Genomic DNA, 17,387 nt, shown 5'->3' with positions numbered 1-17,387 from the left:
AAGTCCTCCGTTGAACCAACATACCCAAGGGTCGGCCCACACGGCCCCTGCTGAAACTTCAACCGACATGCTCTACCAGCTAGACGACGTTCCGCCCCTGGGCGTCTCGATTTTACTGGCCCTGCAACATATTCTGGCCGCTTTTGCCGGTATCATCGCCGTACCCCTCGTTGTCTGCACAGCCTTGAATTTCTCCCTTGCACAAACCTCATTGATGGTTTCTGCCTCGATTTTTGTGGCAGGTATCGCCACTTTTATCCAGTCCAAGGGCATCGGGCCCGTGGGTGCTCGCGTCCCCGGCATGATGGGCACCGACTTCACCTTCGTTAACCCCACCATAGCGGTGGGTAGCCAGTTCGGCATGGCTGGTATTGTGGCGGCGACCCTTTCTGCTTCGCTGGTTGAGGTTATCCTCAGCCGCTTCATCAAGCCACTGATGCGGTTCTTCCCGCCACTGATAACCGGTACCGTGGTTGCCCTGATCGGTATCACTCTGCTCCCTGTCAGCATGGACTGGGCGGCAGGTGGTGTGGGCTCCGAGGATTACGGCTCGCTCCAGAACCTCACTATCGCCTTCGGCGTTATGACCCTCACCCTGGCGATTGCTCATTTTGGTCGAGGCATCCTCCGCGCAGCTGCCGTCTTTATTGGCATGGTTGCAGGCTACCTAGTCTGTATCCCTCTGGGTCTGGTCGATCTCTCCGTTGTGGGGGATGCCCCCTGGTTCGCGCTGCCGAACATCTTTGCTTACGGCTTCCACTTTGACTGGGCCTCTACCCTGGCCTTTGTCCCCGCCTACATTGTGTCCACCATCGGTACCGTGGGTATCATGATGGCTATCGGTCAGGCTTCCGGCCGCACCTTGGAGAGCAAACGCGTATCGAACGGTGTTCTAGCGGACGGCGTTGGCTCAGCTATGGCCGGTATTTTCGGCGCAGGACCGAACACTTCTTTCTCCCAGAACGTCGGCCTGATTGCTCTGACCAAGGTGGCCTCCCGCCGTGTCATGATTATTGCCGGCCTGATTCTGGCTGTGCTGGGTGTCTTCCCCAAGCTCTCAGCCCTAATTTCTGTGATGCCTCAACCCGTCCTTGGTGGTGCTGGTGTTATCATGTTCGGTCTGGTTGCGGCTCAGGGGATTAAGACCCTAGCCTCCATTGAATTGGGGGACCGTGAGCTACTCATCGTTTCGGTGGCCTTTGCCCTAGGTATTGGCGTGACCGTACGCCCCGGTATGCTGGCAAACCTCCCCGGCGCCCTCCAGATGATTTTCTCCTCGGGTATCTCAACAGGTACGCTGGTTGCTCTGCTTCTAAACGTGGTTCTATTCGACCGTAAGAAAAAGGTGAGCGCATGAAACTCCTGGAAGAACGCATCCGCAGGGACGGAAGAATCCTGCCCGGAAATATCCTCAAAGTTGACCAGTTCATCAACCACCAGGTGGACCCCCAGCTCATGGTGGAAATGGGACGCGACTTCGCTGAGCACTTCAAGGACGCGGGGATTACGCGGGTTCTTACCCTTGAAGTATCTGGCATTTCAATGGCTATGACGGCCGCCCTACACCTGGGCGTTCCCATGGTTTTCGCCAAAAAGATTTCTTCAAAGACGCTGTCTACCGACACCTACAATTCCAAGGTCTTCTCCTACACCAAGAAGATCGAATACGACATCCGGGTGGACAAGCGCTTTGTCACCCCCGAAGACAGAATCCTGATCATCGATGACTTCCTGGCCAACGGACAGGCCCTCCACGGTCTGACCCACCTGTGTGAGCAGGGCGGTGCTACCGTAGCAGGTATCGGTATTGCGATTGAAAAGGTATTCCAGGGTGGCGGTAAAGATTTCCGCGACCGTGGCTACGATGTTTATTCTCTGGCCATGATTGACCACTTCACCGAAGACGGTGTCGTCTTCAGCCACGAACTAGAGTCAAGCTCCTAGAAACACTCGGGCCCCACACCATCACACGGTGCGGGGCCCGAACTGTAACTAGAGGAGCTTATCGACCAGTGCGTCCTCTTCTTCCTCATCAGTGGGGCGTGAGCGCTTCTTGGGAGGCCTTGGCCGCACAATGGACTTCATATGTGCAGGCATATCGTCCACAAACTCCATACGGCGGCGAATAATTTCTTCGTCTACCTCGCCAATATAGTTGCCCTCAGCGTCATAGAACTGGCTGTAGTAAGCATCGAGTTCAGCGGCAAGCTGGGCGTCAAGCTCATCATTGCGCACCTTTTGGCGGGCAGACCAGAAGAAAGCAACATAGAACATAAGAGCGAAGCAGTACCACTGCACAGAGTAGGACAGGTTAGGGCCGTAATCCTGCTCCGGCTTATCCCTCTGAACCGGTGCGCTTGCGGGAGCCGGGCTTTCGCTGGCCATGACACCATAGTTGGCGGTAGCAAGGTCAAAGCCTGTGAGCTCAGCGATTTCTGGTAAATCGATGGAGGTTATCTGCCCCTTGACGGGCGAGGCCCCCGTATCAATTTCGCCCTCAACAATTCGTGCGGTTAGGGTAATCTCACCGCTGGGAGGCTGGGGAATAGGGGTAGCGGTTGCCGCCGCATCACCAAAAGCCGCTTCGACCCATCCCCGGTTAATAACGATCATCTGACCGGTATTTGTGCGGAAGGGGACCAGAACCTCGTAGCCGTTCAGCCCGTTATAGGGCCTATTGCGAACCAGTAGCTGTTGATCGGCGAGATAGGTGCCAGCCATCTCAACCTGTTGCCACCGCAAATCAGGGTGCGGGGAAGAGAAAAGCTCGGGGGAGTCTGCAAGGAGTATCGGGTCAGCATCATAGTTGAGAGATATTCGCTCGTTACTGAAATCCAGAGCCTCTTTGCGGCTCATCTGCCACTGGGCCAGGTAGAGGCAAATTAGCGAAGCAACCACAGTGAGTGCAAAAATACCAATCCATTTACCAGAGAAAAGAAACCCGTATTTTTTCATCACGTACCTTGCTGAATATGCGCTAAAGAGATAACCAAGAGCCTATTGTACGGACTCAGCTGGCAACACACCCTAGGAGAGCGGGCGGGTCTGCTTCCAAAAACCGCGTGCCACCAAAAAATCTTGCAGATAGGCCGTGTGCTCGGTACAGGCCGCCCAAGTCTTGCGCCGATCGGGTGTATGGATTTTGGGGTTATTCCACAGAATCTCAGAGGTAGCCGCCGCCTGGCACCCCTTACGTGAACACTTAATGAAATCCGGCTGAGGAAGAGCCGATGATCCACTGTGCTGTGCCGAAGTCAAATTACCGAGTATATCCATGCTTACAGCTTTCCCTGCCTGCCGGAGGAAGAACCCCCGTCATTGTGCTCGTCCTCGACCAGCTCACCGTCAATAACAATAGGTCCATCGGTAGATACAGCTTCTTCCCCCGGTTGCCAATCATGCTCTGCCTGGTCCTGCCGGCTGATCCGCTCCTCCTGCGCCGCTGCAATAGCGGCCTGCTGCTCCGCCGGTAGGTAGGCTGTAAAACTTGACCCACCCTGCTGATGCTCGCCATTTGCCACCACAACCGCTAGCCAAGGGATAATTGCTGCCCCAGCTAAGAAAATCCACTGCCAGACACCCTCAACCATCACAGCCGCAATGATAAAGATAATGCGTAAAAACATCTTGAAGGCATAGCTTTTAGCGCGTGCACTCACACCTGTCGACTGGCGTTCTGCCGCACCAGTAATCTCAAATACCTCAGAATCACCAGAAGCGTAACCGGCCGCTTTCAAGTCCTCCGCAGTCCAATATTTAGCAGCCATATTTTCACCTCCCGGGCGCAGTTAAAGCTACTTCCACTAGTGTAACCCCAGTCAAACTAACAGAACCCGGCAGACTAAATAACACGCGTTTACCCGGTAAACCTGCCCCTGCCCACGCCAAACGCGTAAAATAGGGGCAGAAAAACAACCCCCACCCCAAGGGAAACCCATGAGCAAACAAACCGTACTCATCACCGGTGGCAACCGAGGCATCGGCTACGCCATGGCCCAAGCCTTCAAACAGGCCGGCTACCAGGTAGCTGTCACCTACCGCTCCGGTCAAGCCCCCACCGAGTTCTTCGCCGTCAAAGCCGATGTCACCGACGCCGCCTCCATCGACGCCGCATTCAGCGCCGTAGAAGCCGAATTCGGTCCCATCGGAGTCCTTATCGCTAACGCAGGCATCACCAAAGATACCCTACTCATGCGCATGAGCGAAGAGGACTTCACCTCAGTCATCGACACCAACCTCACCGGTGCCTTCCGCGTCGCCCAGCGCGCCACCAAGGGCCTGCTCAAAAACAAGCGCGGCCGCATCATCTTCATCTCCTCGGTCGTAGGCCTCTACGGCAACCCCGGTCAGGTCAACTACTCAGCCTCAAAAGCCGGCCTGGTCGGCATGGCCCGATCCATCACCCGCGAACTAGGCTCCCGCAACATCACTGCCAACGTGATTGCACCCGGCTTCATCCAAACCGACATGACCGATGCACTCTCCGACGAGATCAAGAAGCAGTACACCGACTCAATCCCTGCCCGCCGCTTCGCCACACCACAGGAAATTGCTGACGTGGCTCTCTTCCTGGCATCAGATGCCGCAAGCTACATCAGCGGGGCCGTGATTCCCGTTGACGGCGGTTTAGGCATGGGGCATTAGGGTGTTAACGGGAATCACATTCCGTTTGCTCCTGTGTGCTCGCTTGCTCGCACCCGCTGCACTCCATCCCGTTGACGGTGGTTTAGGCATGGGGCATTAGGGTGTTAACGGGAATCACATTCCGTTTGCTCTTGTGTGCTCGCTTGCTCGCACCCGCTGCACTCCATCCCGTTGACGGCGGTTTAGGCATGGGGCATTAGGGTGTTAACGGGAATCACATTCCGTTTGCTGGCTGATTAAAGCTGATAGGCCTCAGCCCACTCACCTCCTCACCGGTTCGCTAACGCCCTCACGCGATTCACGCCAGACCCAGCCCGTGGGCTTCCGGCATACCGGCCCTAAGCCAAGGCAGCAGCCAGACCAAAGCTATTGAAGAAAGAAAATTACATGTCACTTCAGAACAAAACCATCATCATTACCGGCTCCTCACGCGGCGTAGGCGCAGATACCGCCCAAATTCTTGCCGCCCAGGGCGCAAACATTGTCGTCAACTACCGCTCCAAGGCACCCCGAGCCCAGAAAGTAGTGGCAACCATTGAAGAGGCCGGTGGCTCTGCCATCGCCGTTCAGGGCGACATCACCAAGGCCGAAGACGCTCAGGCCCTCATCGACGCCGCCCTTGAAGCCTACGGTTCCTTGGACTACCTGATTCTCAACGCCTCCGGCGGTATGGAATCCGGTATGCCCGAGGACTATGCCATGACCCTCAACCGCGACTCACAGCTCCGTCTGGCACGACTAGCCGCCGAAAAAATGACCCAAGGCGGCCGCATCGTCTTCGTGACCAGCCACCAGGCGCACTTCATTCGTGAGGTAGAAACCATGCCCGAGTACCAGCCGGTAGCAGAGTCCAAGCGGGCCGGTGAAGACGCTCTGCTGGCTGAGGTTCCTGCCCTGACTGAGCGCGGTCTGTCGCTGGTCGTTGTCTCTGCCGACATGATTGAAGGCACCGTTACGGCGGCCTTGCTCAACCGCCTGCACCCCGGCGCTATCGAAGCCCGCCGCGAAGAAGCCGGCAAGCTCTACACCGTCAATGAGTTCGCTCAAGAAATCTCAAAGATGGTTACCGCCGACGTTGAAACCGGCCATATCGAGCTGGTCGGCGGAGCAGGCGGCTTCATCAAATAAACGTTAGCCCTCTCAAACCCAAAGGGTGTTCGCATATAGTATGCGAACACCCTATTTTGCTACGGACCTAAGTAACCCAAATAAGGATTTTCTACCTCGAAAAGGCTAGCAAGGTTAGGAACACAACCATACCATTGAGACTGATATGGCAGATAAGTGGTGCCCAGATACTGCGGTGAAAAGCTCTCAGCCAGGCTAACCCCGCACCCAGGACAAAATAGTAAGGAATGAGCAGACCAAGGCCGTGTATAAATGCGAAGACAACACCACTCAAGATAACCGCAAGAACAGCAGAAAAACGAGTACGTAGCCAGCCCCAAAGGTATCCGCGTAAAAGCAACTCCTCCCACAATGGCCCCAAGAAAACCATTGATAGAACTGCGCATACTATGGATAAGGGAGAAGGCCTGCTAGAAAGCAAAGTCTCTAACGACTTTCCTGGAGGACTTGTTTCTCTATCTACGAACGCATAGACGATAAATAACTGGAAAGTAAGGGCGGCTATAAAGATGACCGGGCCCTGCCAGAAGACATGAAGAATCCGCAAAGAAGGCTTGCTCAGGCCCAGAAGATCCGCCCTTAAACAGTATTTCTTTTTCAGCCAAAACAACCAGGATAAAGAAAAACCCCCGACAAGGAGCATCGCAAACATAAGGGCCTGAACCAGGAGCTGGAGCTCCCACTGTAAGAACAAACATAGAAGGACAACCGCCCCAAAAATACACACAACAGTAGCGATAACACCTGCAACCGCAAGCCCTAAGTGTCTACCCCCAACCACTTGAGGGCTTTCAAAGACATTGATTCTTTTCACAGTGTTAGAGTCCCACGAAATGGCGCACAGCATCCAGGCGGGGGAAGGGGACCTGCGCATCGGCAACCTCGCGCAGGGCTTCTTTCGCGCAGTAGGCAACACCCAACTCAGCCTGACCTAGCATCAAAATATCGTTGGCTCCATCACCCACCGCAAGCACCTGCGAGAGATCAACCCCAAACTCCTGAGCCCATTCCAGCAAGGACTCACGCTTGACCTCAGCGGTAACAACCTGCCCGGTAACCTTCCCCGTTAGTGCCCCATCGTCAACCTCCAGCCTATTTGCCCGGTACCTGGTGAGGCTGAGCTCACCGGCCAGGGGAGCCAAGACCTGCATAAACCCACCAGAAACAACACACACGGCATGCCCTGCCTCCAAAAACAGGCTAACTAGCTCATGAGCCCCCGCAGAGAATTTCACACTCCCAGCAACTTGCGCAATAACATCCTCGCTAAGACCGGCAAGCGCGCAGACACGCTCGCGCAGGGACTGCTCAAAATCAAGCTCACCGCGCATAGCCCGCTCGGTCACCGCAGCAACCTCAGCACCACGGCCCGCCGCTACCGCCAACTCGTCAATAACCTCCTGGCCAATGAGAGTCGAATCAACGTCCATAACGAGGAGTTTCTTCTCGGAACCGGTCAGGGAACATGGAACAAAGTTCACATGATACCCCCGCTCGCAGAGCGTATCTAAAGCTGCGACCTCTTGCCTGAGCCCGTCAATCTCACCGGCCGAATATTCCGCATCGGCGGTGTAGACCCAATACGCAGGCCCGGAGAGCTCACCTGCAACCGCGCATTCCTGCATATAGTCAGACTTGCCGTTGGTCAGCTGTAGGCCTTCAACCTCACCGAGAACCTGTAAGAACCAACCCTGATCAAAAGGTGGCGTGCTACTAGTGGCGGGGGCAAAGGCTACAAGGCGCATAGAAACACTCATGGCTCCCATTCTAAAAGTGTCAGCTAAGCCATGTTGCCAGCTAGTGCTCTGACACGCGATACGGATATAACCCTTTGGCTCCCCTTGCAACAAACTAGGCAGGTGAACCCAAAAGGTACTAAAGTTGGGTGCTATGGCATCAGTTCTGGATCTCAAGCACGTCACCGTCACTCGAAACGGCAAAAACCTTATTGACAAAATCACCTGGCAGGTAGATGAGGGTGAGCGCTGGGTCGTCCTCGGCCCTAACGGCGCTGGCAAAACTACCTTGCTCTCCATTGCGGCAGCGCGTCTGCACCCCACGCGTGGTGAGGTAGATATTTTGGACGAAATTCTTGGTGCGGTTGATGTCTTTGAACTGCGCCCACGGATTGGGCTTTCATCTGCTCCGGTAGCTGCTCAAATTCCCGGCAACGAAACAGCCCTAAACGTCGTTATTACTGCAGCTTACGGTGTATCAGGCCGTTGGAATGAAGAGTACGATTCCTTTGACGATAATCAGGGGCTTGCTCTGCTTGAGGACTGGGGAGTGGCTCACCTGGCTGACCGAACTTTCGGGTCACTTTCTGAGGGTGAGAAGAAGCGCGTTCTGATTGCTCGTGCGCTGATGACCGACCCCGAAATGCTGATTCTCGATGAACCCGGTGCGGGCATGGATATTGCTGGGCGGGAGGACCTCGTTAAGCGTCTGACCCATCTCGCTCAGGACCCTTATGCCCCCGCAACTATTCTGGTAACTCACCATCTTGAAGAAATCCCTGCGGGCTTCACGCACGCCCTCCTGCTGCGCGACGGCCAAGTTGTTGTCGCTGGGCCTATCGAGAGCACTCTGACGCAGGAGAACGTCTCAGCTACCTACGGAATGGATCTTGACCTCACAGTTCACCCCGGTGGTCGCTACTCAGCCTTTGCTCGCTAAAGCATGAAACCCAAGCAACTGAGCCCGGAGCAGCTTGCTGAGCGCGCCGAGCGAGTCTGGGCTCTGCCCAACGCTCGCGCGCTGGCTGAGGCTCCTGAAGCTGAGACACGCTACTACACCTCGCTCACCGACGTGAAGCTGCGCTCCCAGAAAGAACCTGAGTGGGGTATCTATATTGCTGAATCGTCTAAGGTAATTCGCCGTGCCCTAGCCGCTGGGCACCGCCCTCTTTCGCTCATACTGAGTGAGAAGTGGGCTGATGACCTCTATGATGTTCTCAGCGCCCACCCCGAGGTACCTGCTTATCTTGGAACAGAAGCTGACCTGGAAGCGGTGACTGGCTTCGCTCTACATCGGGGTGCCCTGGCAGCTATGGCACGCCCCAGACCGACCGCCTTGGCAGACCTGCTTGAGAACGTCCAGCGGGTCGCTGTTCTTGAAGACATCGTTGATCACACCAATGTGGGGGCTATTTTCCGCTCTGCCGCCGCCCTCAACGTCGACCTTGTGCTGGTAACGCCCCGCTGCGCTGATCCTCTTTACAGGCGGTCTATCAGGGTCTCTATGGGAACTGTGTTCCAGGTTCCCTGGGCTCGACTTGAGTCCTGGCCCCATGCGCTAGAAACCTTACACAAGGCCGGGTTCGTGACAGCAGCGCTGGCTCTCAAAGAAGACTCCCTGACCATTACCCAACTGGCGGAAAAACGGCCAGAGAAACTTGCCCTGATTCTGGGATCAGAAGGGCACGGCCTTGCCGCCTCAACGCTGGCTAAGACCCAGCACACCGTCATTATTCCCATGAGCCACGGCGTTGATTCACTCAATGTCGCCGCAGCTAGTGCGGTGGCTTTCTGGGAAACCCGGCCCCAGTCTCACCTGAACTCCTAAAGAGTGATGAACAACCGGCCCTCCTGGGGCTCTAGTTTGCCCAAAGAGTGGTAGAGTGGTGCCTCGGTTGTAAACCGCAACCACCGGTAGGCACCCGCCCCGGTAGCTACAAGATATGCACTGGCAAAATCCAGGGCACGAAGAAGGTATATATCATGCAGGCTGGCATCCACCCTGAATACAACTACGTTCTGTTCCGCGACCTCGCTTCTGGCGAGACCTTCCTGACCAAGTCCACTATGACTTCTCAGAAGACCGAAAAGTGGGAAGACGGCAACGAGTACCCCCTCGTAGAAGTTGAAATCTCATCGGCTTCACACCCCTTCTACACCGGTAAGCAGCGCATCATGGACGCCGCTGGCCGTGTTGAGCGCTTCAACGCTCGCTTCGCAAACTTCGGCAAGAAGGCCTAAGCGCAGGCCACAGGCTTTCTCGCTTAACATCACACCCCGCAACGGCGATTTTTCACTCCTTGCGGGGTGTTTTTGTAGGTTCACTGCGTAGAATTAGGGTCGATTCGCTTTGCGCCAACCCCCAAAGGCGCTCACTGTGAAATAACTATAGGGAGGTACCGTGTCCAAGGCGGTTGAGGGTCAACCTCAGAAAAAACGAAAAAAAGCACTGTGGATTATTCTGCTGTGCCTTATTCTGGTTCCGGCCTTGGCTGCCGGTGGGTATTTACTCATGATTAACAAGGCTTGGAATAAAGCCGAAACTATTGAGAACGCTATGCCCAATGAAGATGGCTCGGTAAACACCGTGCACAACGACCAGCTTCAAGAGATGGTTGATAAAGCAACCAAAGCCCCAGAAGAAATTACTAATGAGTCAGGGGCTAGCCTGAAAGAGAATATCTCTGAGGGCGACTCAGATGGCGATGGCATTCTCGATAAGGTGGAGGGCGGTGCTGTTACCAGCCGTCCCGCCAACACCAACTCCACCGACATCCTTCTACTGGGCTCCGATCAGAGAAGCGGAGCGGAAGCTCAGTACGTGACCGGTGCCCGTGCAGATAGCATCATGGTGCTCCACATCCCCGAAGACGGCTCAGCCGCCTACCTGATCTCTATCATGCGCGATACCTGGGTTAACATCCCCGGCTATGGTTCCCACAAGGTGAATGCTGGCCTGAACTACGGTGGCGTTGACCTACAGGTAGCAACCATCGAACAGCTCCTGGGCATGCAGATGGACCACGTAGCAGAGATTGATTTCGAGGGTTTCAAGGCGCTTGTCGACACTTTAGGTGGCGTCACCGTTGATGTTCCCCTGGCTTTTAATGCTAGCGCTCCAGGCTACTCCTTCGCTGCTGGACCCCAGACCATGACTGGCGGACAAGCCCTTGTTTATGTCAGGGAACGTTACAACTTCAGTGACGGTGACTACCAGCGTGTTCGTAACCAGCGCGCCTTCCTGCGCGGTGTCTACAATCAGCTGCGTTCTGAGGGCGCTTTGAGCTCTGCTGCCAAGCTACTTCCGGTTATCGAGTCCGTTTCGCCCTACATGAAGGTTGACTCGGGGCTTTCACCCGCAGCTATTGTTGGAATTGCTCAGCCGGTTCTGTCCAACGGCAACACCCAGCTTGTCTCATTGACTCTTCCTAACGCTGGCACCGGCTGGTCATGGGACGGGCAGTCAATTGTTGTGCTTGATGCGGCAGCTACCAGCGCTCTATCCCACGCACTACAGACCGATACTATGCCAAACTACATCGCTACCTACGGTGCTGACTAAACAGTAGGGCGCGGCAACTGATTAAAAAATATTGAGGGCCCCCTTACTGGGGCCCTCAATATTTTTGTCTCAACAAAAAAGCTTAGTGTTCGAGCGGGTCCTCGGAGACTTCTTCTTCGTCGTAGCTATTGTCGCGACCGTAGAAGAGCGCAAGGAAGGCGATAGAGGCCCCCAGAACAAGGCCCAGGATACCAAGCATGGGCTTGAAGAAAATCATGACCAGGCCGGCAGTCAGAATCAGGCCGCCCAGGATTCCCATGAGCACTGAAATCCTCTGGAGGCCCAATGAGGGTGCCGGGTAGTCGGATTCGTCCTGATCCTTCCAGGTAGCCGATTCATGGTTGGCCGTGTCGGCAACTGAGGCTGAACGACCGGGAATCAGGGAGCGCTTTTTCTTGGGTGCACTTTCACGGTGGGCTTCGCCCTCGGAGGGCACGAAAGCATCGGGTACATCGTACTCGTCAGCCTCGGGAAGAAGCTCGGGCAGGAAGTTGGGTAGCTCATTGAACCACTCCTGAGTAATCTCGGAGGGGCGCACAGCCTGAACGGTGAGCGAGAGTTCAAAAGCGTTACCGCGAATAGTTCCCCAGGCGCTGGTGAGCTTGTTGTGTTCATAGGCATGGCGGATAACGGGTGCTAGCTGCTCCGAAATCTGTGTTGAGAGCCGACCAACAACCTTACGGTCATGGAGCACATCAACTGAGTCAACGGTACGGCCGTCGGCAAGTTTGATCTGGTTGTTCTCAAGGGAGAGAATGACGCGGCCCTCGCCGGAGGGAGGGAGGATCTCATGGAGGTACTCGGAGTAGTCTTTTTCGTCGAGGACCTTCATGGAGGCTCCCTGGGGCAGGAGCGCTGCCTGGGTGGGCGCCTGGTTGAGGGGGAAGAGCGAGCCCGGTGCACTCAGTGAAAGCAGACCGGCACTTTCGATATAGGTGTCGCCGGTGACCCCACGCAGAACAGCGGTGAGCTGAAGCCGCGCAGTGGCATCGTAGCCTGAGGCAACAACGCGGCAGATGGGGTTCCAGTAGGCTTCGGAGTCTTCTGGGCTCATGCGACCTACTTTGAGATCGTCGACGTAGACCGCGATAGCGTAAGGCTGGTAGGGGTTATCCGGCTCAGGGACCAGGCGAACATCGCCGTTCCAAACCTGCTCCCGGTCAATCAATAATTCTTCAAAAATATGAAGAATTTCGGCGTCGTAATAGTCATCGGTGATGATATGTACGGTGCCACGATCTCCCAGCGTATATTCCGTCACTGCCAGCTCCTATTTCCCTGCAAAACTTACTCTCTATAGCTTCTCACGAAAGCGCCGGTTTTGGTTCGCAATCTCGCCCACCAAAACCGGCTTTCTTTCGATATTCTCAGCCTTGAACGCGGCTGGAGTGAGGCAACTCTCGCAAGACTTTTTAGCTGCCCGCTGTGTTGAATTCCTGGGCCGCTAAAATGCGCTGGGCATCATCGAGTAGTTCTCGGATGAGGCGCACCAGTGCTGTTGGCGCGTCTTGGTTCTGAGAAAGCCAGTCCTTGGTGGCGGTGATCACCGGGTGGTTATCTAGGCTTCCCTCAGCAAGTTCCACCGCGGGGTAAAGCCCACGAATAATCCGGGTTGCCATTCCGCCAGAACGTTCACTCCAGGTCTGAGCCAGAAGCTCAAAATAAGGGGAACGGTATTCTGTGCGCAGGCTTTCTGGGCCCTGCTGGAAACCTGCGGCTGTAGCAGAGAGAAGGTCGTTAGAAAGATCGGGGTTGCCGGTGACAGCTTGCCAAGCCTTTGCCTTGGCTTCTGCAGTGGGCAACGCTGCCAGGGCAAAAGCGTAACCACGTTCGGCGGTGGCTGAGGGGCAGTAGCTACGGGCCTGGGACAGCTCCTGCTCCGTCACCTGCTGGTTCACAGCAAGCGCGTTTAGTGCCTTCCAGCCCAGAGTCTGGTTGTAGCGCACACCGGGGGCCTGGGGGATATGTCCATCTACCGGGCCGTAGGCACCCCGGGCAACATCGCGTGCAAAGTCGGAGCCCAGCCTCGTGTGGCTTGCAAGACTGAGAGCGGTACGAACCATGATGAGCTGTTCATCGCTCCCGGGGGTCGCTGTTTCGAGGGCTGAGAGCAGGGCCCGGAAGAGGGCATCCCATAGTAGGCTCCGCTGATCCTGCGGTGTGTAAAGGGAGATAGCTGATTGAGCCTGAGCCACAATATTGGAGAGGAGCGTTGCAGACTTTTCCTGGGGGAGAGCCTGGCAGACAGCGGTGACGAAGCGGCTGGCCTCGAGCTTGCTGTCTCTGGTCATGTTCCAGAAGCTGCCCCAGAGCAGGCCACGGCTAAGTGGGTCCTCAAGGGTAGAAACGTGTCTAAGAGCAGTGGACAGTCCGGTCTGCTCGGTCAGAGCGACCTTAGCGTAGGTGAGGTCTTCCGCGTTGAGAAGCAGCACGGCGGCATCGGCTACCTGGGCAAGCTCGTCGGCTGAAAGTTTTACCTGTGCTTCTTCTGTTCCTGCGGGCATCTCAAGGGGGATGCTGGCAGTCTGGGTAAGCCGCCCATGGGCGAGAGCCAGTGTTGCAAGCTGGAGCCTGTGGGGGCGACCGATAGATGCGGGCACCTGGGGCGGTAGAGCCTGCTGAACTGTAAGCGTAGCTGGGTTGCCCTGTTCATCGCGTACCAGACGGCAGGAAAGCTCGGATAGCCCGCTGGTCAGCAGCCAGGCATCGGCCCAGGACCGTACATCGCGATCGGAGACCTCATCGAGTGCCGCCAGGAAGTCGTCCAGGGTGGTGTTACCCCACGCATGACGCTTGAAGTAGAGACGGGCGGCGGCAATAAACTCGTCAAAGCCGACGTAGGCTACGAGCTGTTTGAGAGCCGATGCGCCCTTGGCGTAGGTGATACCGTCAAAGTTTTGGCGGGCCGCTTCGAGGTGGGGTATCTCTGCCACGATGGGGTGGGTTGTCGGTAGCTGGTCCTGCCGGTAGGCCCAGGCCTTGCGTGAATTGGCGAAGGTGACCCATGATTCTTTGTAGCCGTTAGCTTCTGCTGCGCCCAGGTGGCCCATAAAGTCAGCGAATGATTCTTTGAGCCAGAGGTCCTTCCACCACTTCATGGTGACCAGGTCGCCAAACCACATGTGGCTCATCTCGTGGCAGATGACGTTGGCCCTGCTCTCTAGCTGGGACTGGTCGGCACCGGAGACAAAAATGTAGTTTTCGGTAAAGGTCACCAGCCCGGGGTTTTCCATGGCACCCAGGTTGTATTCGGGCACAAAGGCCTGCTCGTACTTGGGGTAGGGGTAGGGGTAATCGAAGAGTTCCTGGAAGAAGTCAAGGCCCTGCTTGGTGACCGTGAAGATGTTGTCGTGGTCAAAGTGTTCTGCCAGGGACTGACGGCAGTAGGCGACCAGAGGGATGTTGCCGGAGTTGACCGAAGCCTTGGGGGAGTAGGTGTCGCGAGCGACAAAGTACTCACCGGCAAGGATCGCGGTGATGTAGGTGGAAATCCTGGCGGTCGGTTTGAACACTCGTTTGGTGATGGAAGAATCTGAGGGGTCCTCCAGCTCCCGGTCGAGCTCCGCGTTGGAGCTGACCACCCAGGCCTTGGGCGCTGTGACGCGGAAGTTAAAGACGGCTTTGAGGTCGGGCTGTTCAAAGCAGGGGAAGACCCTGCGGCAGTCTGCTGGCTCGTACTGGGTGTAGAGGTAGGTGCGGTTATCTGCTGGGTCGATGTAGCGGTGCAGGCCTTCACCCGAGCGACTGTAGTAGGAGCGGCCTTTGATGGTGAGCAGGTTTTCTGCCTCCAGGGAGGGCAGGGCAATGCGGGAGCCCTGGACTACTTCGTCCAGGGGGAGCGCTTTGCCGTTGAGTTTGACGGAGTCTACCGCCTGGTGAATGTAGTCGATGAAGGTTGATTGGCCGGCAGCAGCGGTGAAACGGACGGTGGTAGCAACCGGGAAAGTCTCAAAACCTGCCGCTGCGTGGGTCAGGTCGATGTGGACGTCGTAGGTATCAACAGTGATCAGGTCGGCGCGGGTGGCGGCTTCTTGCTGGCTTAAGTTTTCGTTCTTCACATCACCTATGGTAGGTCGCGGGCTACCGGAGGTCTAATACCTAGGGCAGGCTGTCCTTAGAGTGAAGCGTAGCCGTGCGGGGTCACTGTTTTTGGGGAGCCGATTTGCGGTTCGCCGACCAAACGGTGTATCTTGTTTTTTGTTGCTTTTCTGGCCCCAGCGGGCCGGGAAGTCACCTTGCGCGGGTGGCGGAATAGGCAGACGCGCTAGCTTGAGGTGCTAGTCCTCGTATTAGAGGGTGGGGGTTCAAGTCCCCCCTCGCGCACAGAGGGTTATGTCAATATGAGATTTAGTCTATGTTGATATAGAACCAAAGAAATCGCTCCGATACAGTTTTATGAGTTGGAGCGATTTTTTATTCCTAAAACCTAAAAATAGTTTTCAGGCATAAAAACCCGCCAAACAGCTGGAAAAACCCAAATGGCGAAACAGGAAAACATCAGTTAAGGACCTATGATTTGCGAAGCCATATCCAGAATCTCACCCACGGTAGCATCAACAAGCATCATCTCCAGCAGGTTTGAACCACCAACATCAGGGGCAAGCGGAATATAAAATTTATGGTATTCCGTAGTTACCTCGCGGTGGCGACGGCGAGTATTCGGTTTGACTGGCTTATGAAAACATCCTTATACTTTCCCATACAGTTATTTACTAATCTTGTTCAATTTAGCTGGAAAAGATCGGTATATATAGACAAAGCCTGCGCAGCCCCAACAGTGACGCAGGTGAATCTACGGAACATCCAACGTACAACGCCTACCGTTTCAATGGATCGTCCGTAAATTCAATCGTAGGACGCACCATAGTGGAAACCTCGTAGCACCATTCATGGCTCTGTGGATAAGTAATTTTTCTCACCGTTTTCTCGGTTAGTACTGTTTTCCATATTTCATGGATAAATAGATGGTCTAGGTGATTTCCTTTGAATATTATATAATTTTATATGGGGTCATATTAATTTAACTAGACTTTAATAGGGACCTGGATGCTATCTCTGGCAACCACAATTTTATCCTTGAGAATGTAGCACTCAACTCGATGGTTCCCCCCGAAGTCTGCTGTTTCTAAACGAGCATTTTCGGAGCTATTTGGTTCCGAGATTTCACCACGGATTGAGTCGCGGATCTCAGCTATGGGCCCCCGATTGAGCACTTTCCATTTCACATCGTAAGGTTCATTGACGCTACATTCTGTGATATAAAAGTGTAGCGAATATGGGTGGAGAATCTTTTGCCTCCTGGCAAGAATATCTTTTTTCAACCAAAGCGGTCTAAACTTTGCATGGTACATTTTGCAGTCAATTTTGACTGACTCTTTAATGTCTACTGGGTAGAGGTTTTCAATAAATTCTTCCGTATCAGTAAATGACCCATCTGTTCGTTTAGCCTTAGCGGTTAGTGCTCCTCCGAAGACTTTTCTCCATTCGGTAAGAGCAATGTCCTTACTTTCGTTTTCTATGGCTGTTTCACAGATTTTGAGTGCTTTTTTCGCTTTGTTCTGGAACTTATCGTTGACCTTGACATGCTGATTACTGCCAAGTGCAAGATAGCGTGTTTGTTCAGGGAGTTTCGCAAGATAGTTGAAAAAGTCTCGTACCATCTCATCATATTTTCCGGGGCCAGCGGAGTCGTAGAGTTTTTCTTGCTGAAAGAAATTATATACAAGAGTGTCTATCAGTAGCCCACACATCGCTAAACCTACATTGTTTCGCCAGGCTCGGATCATCCGTGCTAGGTGGCGCATGTTGTTTGAGGTGCGTCTATTACACTCTCTGGTAGCTGCTTTTTCTTCGAGTGGCTTCGTATTTTTCCAGCTCTTTGTATAAGTGTCTGGGTAGGTGAAGCTACCGTCTTTCTCACGGAAAACTGGTTGAATCTCGAATCTAAACTTATTAGATGAGAACTGTAGTGCGACGATACAACGATCTACCCTGATGTTGTTTGTCGTTGAGTAAGTTTTTTGTAGTGCTACTTTTACACGGTCTAAGGCTTTGCGTGGGCCTGACTCGGAGCTCAGATAACCTTCTCGTAGCTCTTCAGGTAAGTAATAGAGCATGTCTAAATCAGAGATACCCTTGATAGCTGTATGCCTGCCGTATGAACCAACCATGAGAGTGTTATCGGTCGAGCCAGATAAATCACGAAATTCTTTGTTGAGTGATCTAGCGATAGCTTCTCGTCTTGTGGCAACCATGGAAGCCGTTTCTCCGACTTTAAGGTTCTGCATCAAAGTTTCAAATATTTCTTTAGTTTCCAC

General features: G+C 54.5%; 16 protein-coding genes and 1 tRNA gene. 9 read left to right on the top strand and 8 right to left on the bottom strand.

Going from position 1 to position 17,387, the window contains the following annotated elements:
- Positions 1 to 10: 10 nt before the first annotated feature.
- Together ACN085_RS02390 and ACN085_RS02385 are read left to right on the top strand one after the other, a co-directional pair.
- The gene (locus tag ACN085_RS02390; protein WP_419110457.1) at positions 11 to 1,357 is read left to right on the top strand and encodes a uracil-xanthine permease family protein; all 1,347 of its coding nucleotides are present in this window, start codon (positions 11 to 13) and stop codon (positions 1,355 to 1,357) included.
- Entirely contained in the window at positions 1,354 to 1,944 is a 591-nt protein-coding gene (locus ACN085_RS02385) for a xanthine phosphoribosyltransferase (RefSeq protein WP_419099744.1), read from the top strand. Before ACN085_RS02390 ends, ACN085_RS02385 begins: the two co-directional genes overlap by 4 nt.
- A 48-nt stretch (positions 1,945 to 1,992) precedes the next feature.
- On the opposite strand, the gene ACN085_RS02380 is transcribed toward ACN085_RS02385, so the two are convergent.
- The 3 genes from ACN085_RS02380 to ACN085_RS02370 all read right to left on the bottom strand — a co-directional run bounded on the left by ACN085_RS02380 (position 1,993) and on the right by ACN085_RS02370 (position 3,767).
- Positions 1,993 to 2,955, bottom strand: a complete 963-nt coding sequence (locus tag ACN085_RS02380; RefSeq protein ID WP_419110456.1) for an SURF1 family protein — start codon at positions 2,953 to 2,955, stop codon at positions 1,993 to 1,995.
- A 72-nt stretch (positions 2,956 to 3,027) separates the two neighbouring features.
- Positions 3,028 to 3,276 carry an acetone carboxylase gene (locus tag ACN085_RS02375; RefSeq protein ID WP_419110455.1) on the bottom strand — a complete coding sequence of 83 codons (249 nt, stop codon included), beginning with the start codon at positions 3,274 to 3,276 and terminating at the stop codon, positions 3,028 to 3,030.
- A 2-nt stretch (positions 3,277 to 3,278) separates the two neighbouring features.
- Positions 3,279 to 3,767, bottom strand: a complete 489-nt coding sequence (locus ACN085_RS02370; RefSeq protein ID WP_419110454.1) for a DUF3099 domain-containing protein — start codon at positions 3,765 to 3,767, stop codon at positions 3,279 to 3,281.
- A gap of 169 nt (positions 3,768 to 3,936) precedes the next feature.
- Here ACN085_RS02370 and fabG point away from each other — a divergent pair, with 169 nt between their 5' ends.
- The gene (gene fabG / locus ACN085_RS02365; RefSeq protein ID WP_419110453.1) at positions 3,937 to 4,644 is read left to right on the top strand and encodes a 3-oxoacyl-[acyl-carrier-protein] reductase; all 708 of its coding nucleotides are present in this window, start codon (positions 3,937 to 3,939) and stop codon (positions 4,642 to 4,644) included.
- 387 nt (positions 4,645 to 5,031) lie between these two features.
- Entirely contained in the window at positions 5,032 to 5,772 is a 741-nt protein-coding gene (locus ACN085_RS02360; RefSeq protein WP_419110452.1) for an SDR family oxidoreductase, read from the top strand.
- A gap of 91 nt (positions 5,773 to 5,863) precedes the next feature.
- On the opposite strand, the gene ACN085_RS02355 is transcribed toward ACN085_RS02360, so the two are convergent.
- Positions 5,864 to 6,415 carry a lysostaphin resistance A-like protein gene (locus tag ACN085_RS02355; RefSeq protein WP_419110696.1) on the bottom strand — a complete coding sequence of 184 codons (552 nt, stop codon included), beginning with the start codon at positions 6,413 to 6,415 and terminating at the stop codon, positions 5,864 to 5,866.
- A gap of 175 nt (positions 6,416 to 6,590) precedes the next feature.
- Positions 6,591 to 7,529, bottom strand: coding sequence for a phosphoserine phosphatase SerB (gene serB / locus ACN085_RS02350; protein WP_419110451.1), 939 nt, complete (start codon positions 7,527 to 7,529; stop codon positions 6,591 to 6,593).
- Between the two features lie 133 nt (positions 7,530 to 7,662).
- Here serB and ACN085_RS02345 point away from each other — a divergent pair, with 133 nt between their 5' ends.
- The 4 genes from ACN085_RS02345 to ACN085_RS02330 all read left to right on the top strand — a co-directional run bounded on the left by ACN085_RS02345 (position 7,663) and on the right by ACN085_RS02330 (position 11,070).
- On the top strand, positions 7,663 to 8,448 hold the full coding sequence (locus tag ACN085_RS02345; protein WP_419110450.1) for an ABC transporter ATP-binding protein: 786 nt from the start codon (positions 7,663 to 7,665) through the stop codon (positions 8,446 to 8,448).
- A 3-nt stretch (positions 8,449 to 8,451) separates the two neighbouring features.
- Positions 8,452 to 9,336, top strand: coding sequence for a TrmH family RNA methyltransferase (locus ACN085_RS02340; protein WP_419110449.1), 885 nt, complete (start codon positions 8,452 to 8,454; stop codon positions 9,334 to 9,336).
- A gap of 155 nt (positions 9,337 to 9,491) precedes the next feature.
- Positions 9,492 to 9,749: a type B 50S ribosomal protein L31 gene (locus ACN085_RS02335; protein ID WP_083091002.1), complete on the top strand. Its 258-nt coding sequence runs from the start codon at positions 9,492 to 9,494 to the stop codon at positions 9,747 to 9,749.
- 160 nt (positions 9,750 to 9,909) lie between these two features.
- Positions 9,910 to 11,070: an LCP family protein gene (locus ACN085_RS02330; protein WP_419110448.1), complete on the top strand. Its 1,161-nt coding sequence runs from the start codon at positions 9,910 to 9,912 to the stop codon at positions 11,068 to 11,070.
- Between the two features lie 82 nt (positions 11,071 to 11,152).
- Here the strand turns inward: ACN085_RS02330 and ACN085_RS02325 are convergent, their stop codons facing one another.
- Together ACN085_RS02325 and pepN are read right to left on the bottom strand one after the other, a co-directional pair.
- On the bottom strand, positions 11,153 to 12,331 hold the full coding sequence (locus ACN085_RS02325) for an HIRAN domain-containing protein (RefSeq protein WP_419110447.1): 1,179 nt from the start codon (positions 12,329 to 12,331) through the stop codon (positions 11,153 to 11,155).
- A gap of 151 nt (positions 12,332 to 12,482) precedes the next feature.
- Positions 12,483 to 15,128, bottom strand: coding sequence for an aminopeptidase N (gene pepN / locus ACN085_RS02320; protein WP_419110446.1), 2,646 nt, complete (start codon positions 15,126 to 15,128; stop codon positions 12,483 to 12,485).
- A gap of 179 nt (positions 15,129 to 15,307) precedes the next feature.
- On the opposite strand from pepN, the gene ACN085_RS02315 reads away from it, so the two are divergent.
- Positions 15,308 to 15,393 (top strand) — tRNA-Leu (locus tag ACN085_RS02315).
- Between the two features lie 701 nt (positions 15,394 to 16,094).
- On the opposite strand, the gene ACN085_RS02310 is transcribed toward ACN085_RS02315, so the two are convergent.
- Positions 16,095 to 17,387 carry an SMODS domain-containing nucleotidyltransferase gene (locus ACN085_RS02310; RefSeq protein ID WP_419110445.1) on the bottom strand — a complete coding sequence of 431 codons (1,293 nt, stop codon included), beginning with the start codon at positions 17,385 to 17,387 and terminating at the stop codon, positions 16,095 to 16,097.

This window comes from Rothia sp. P4278 (assembly GCF_048512945.1).
Lineage (GTDB): Bacteria > Actinomycetota > Actinomycetes > Actinomycetales > Micrococcaceae > Rothia.
This window is presented reverse-complemented; position numbering and strand designations above follow the sequence as displayed.

Bases quoted from the DNA above. Each gene is read 5' to 3' on its own strand.
- ACN085_RS02385 (WP_419099744.1), top strand. From the start codon at position 1,354: ATGAAACTCCTGGAAGAACGCATCCGCAGGGACGGAAGAATCCTGCCC.
- fabG (WP_419110453.1), top strand. From the start codon at position 3,937: ATGAGCAAACAAACCGTACTCATCACCGGTGGCAACCGAGGCATCGGC.
- ACN085_RS02355 (WP_419110696.1), bottom strand. From the start codon at position 6,415: ATGCTCCTTGTCGGGGGTTTTTCTTTATCCTGGTTGTTTTGGCTGAAA.
- ACN085_RS02375 (WP_419110455.1), bottom strand. From the start codon at position 3,276: ATGGATATACTCGGTAATTTGACTTCGGCACAGCACAGTGGATCATCG.
- ACN085_RS02360 (WP_419110452.1), top strand. From the start codon at position 5,032: ATGTCACTTCAGAACAAAACCATCATCATTACCGGCTCCTCACGCGGC.
- ACN085_RS02370 (WP_419110454.1), bottom strand. From the start codon at position 3,767: ATGGCTGCTAAATATTGGACTGCGGAGGACTTGAAAGCGGCCGGTTAC.
- serB (WP_419110451.1), bottom strand. From the start codon at position 7,529: ATGAGTGTTTCTATGCGCCTTGTAGCCTTTGCCCCCGCCACTAGTAGC.
- ACN085_RS02335 (WP_083091002.1), top strand. From the start codon at position 9,492: ATGCAGGCTGGCATCCACCCTGAATACAACTACGTTCTGTTCCGCGAC.
- ACN085_RS02380 (WP_419110456.1), bottom strand. From the start codon at position 2,955: ATGAAAAAATACGGGTTTCTTTTCTCTGGTAAATGGATTGGTATTTTT.
- ACN085_RS02345 (WP_419110450.1), top strand. From the start codon at position 7,663: ATGGCATCAGTTCTGGATCTCAAGCACGTCACCGTCACTCGAAACGGC.
- ACN085_RS02340 (WP_419110449.1), top strand. From the start codon at position 8,452: ATGAAACCCAAGCAACTGAGCCCGGAGCAGCTTGCTGAGCGCGCCGAG.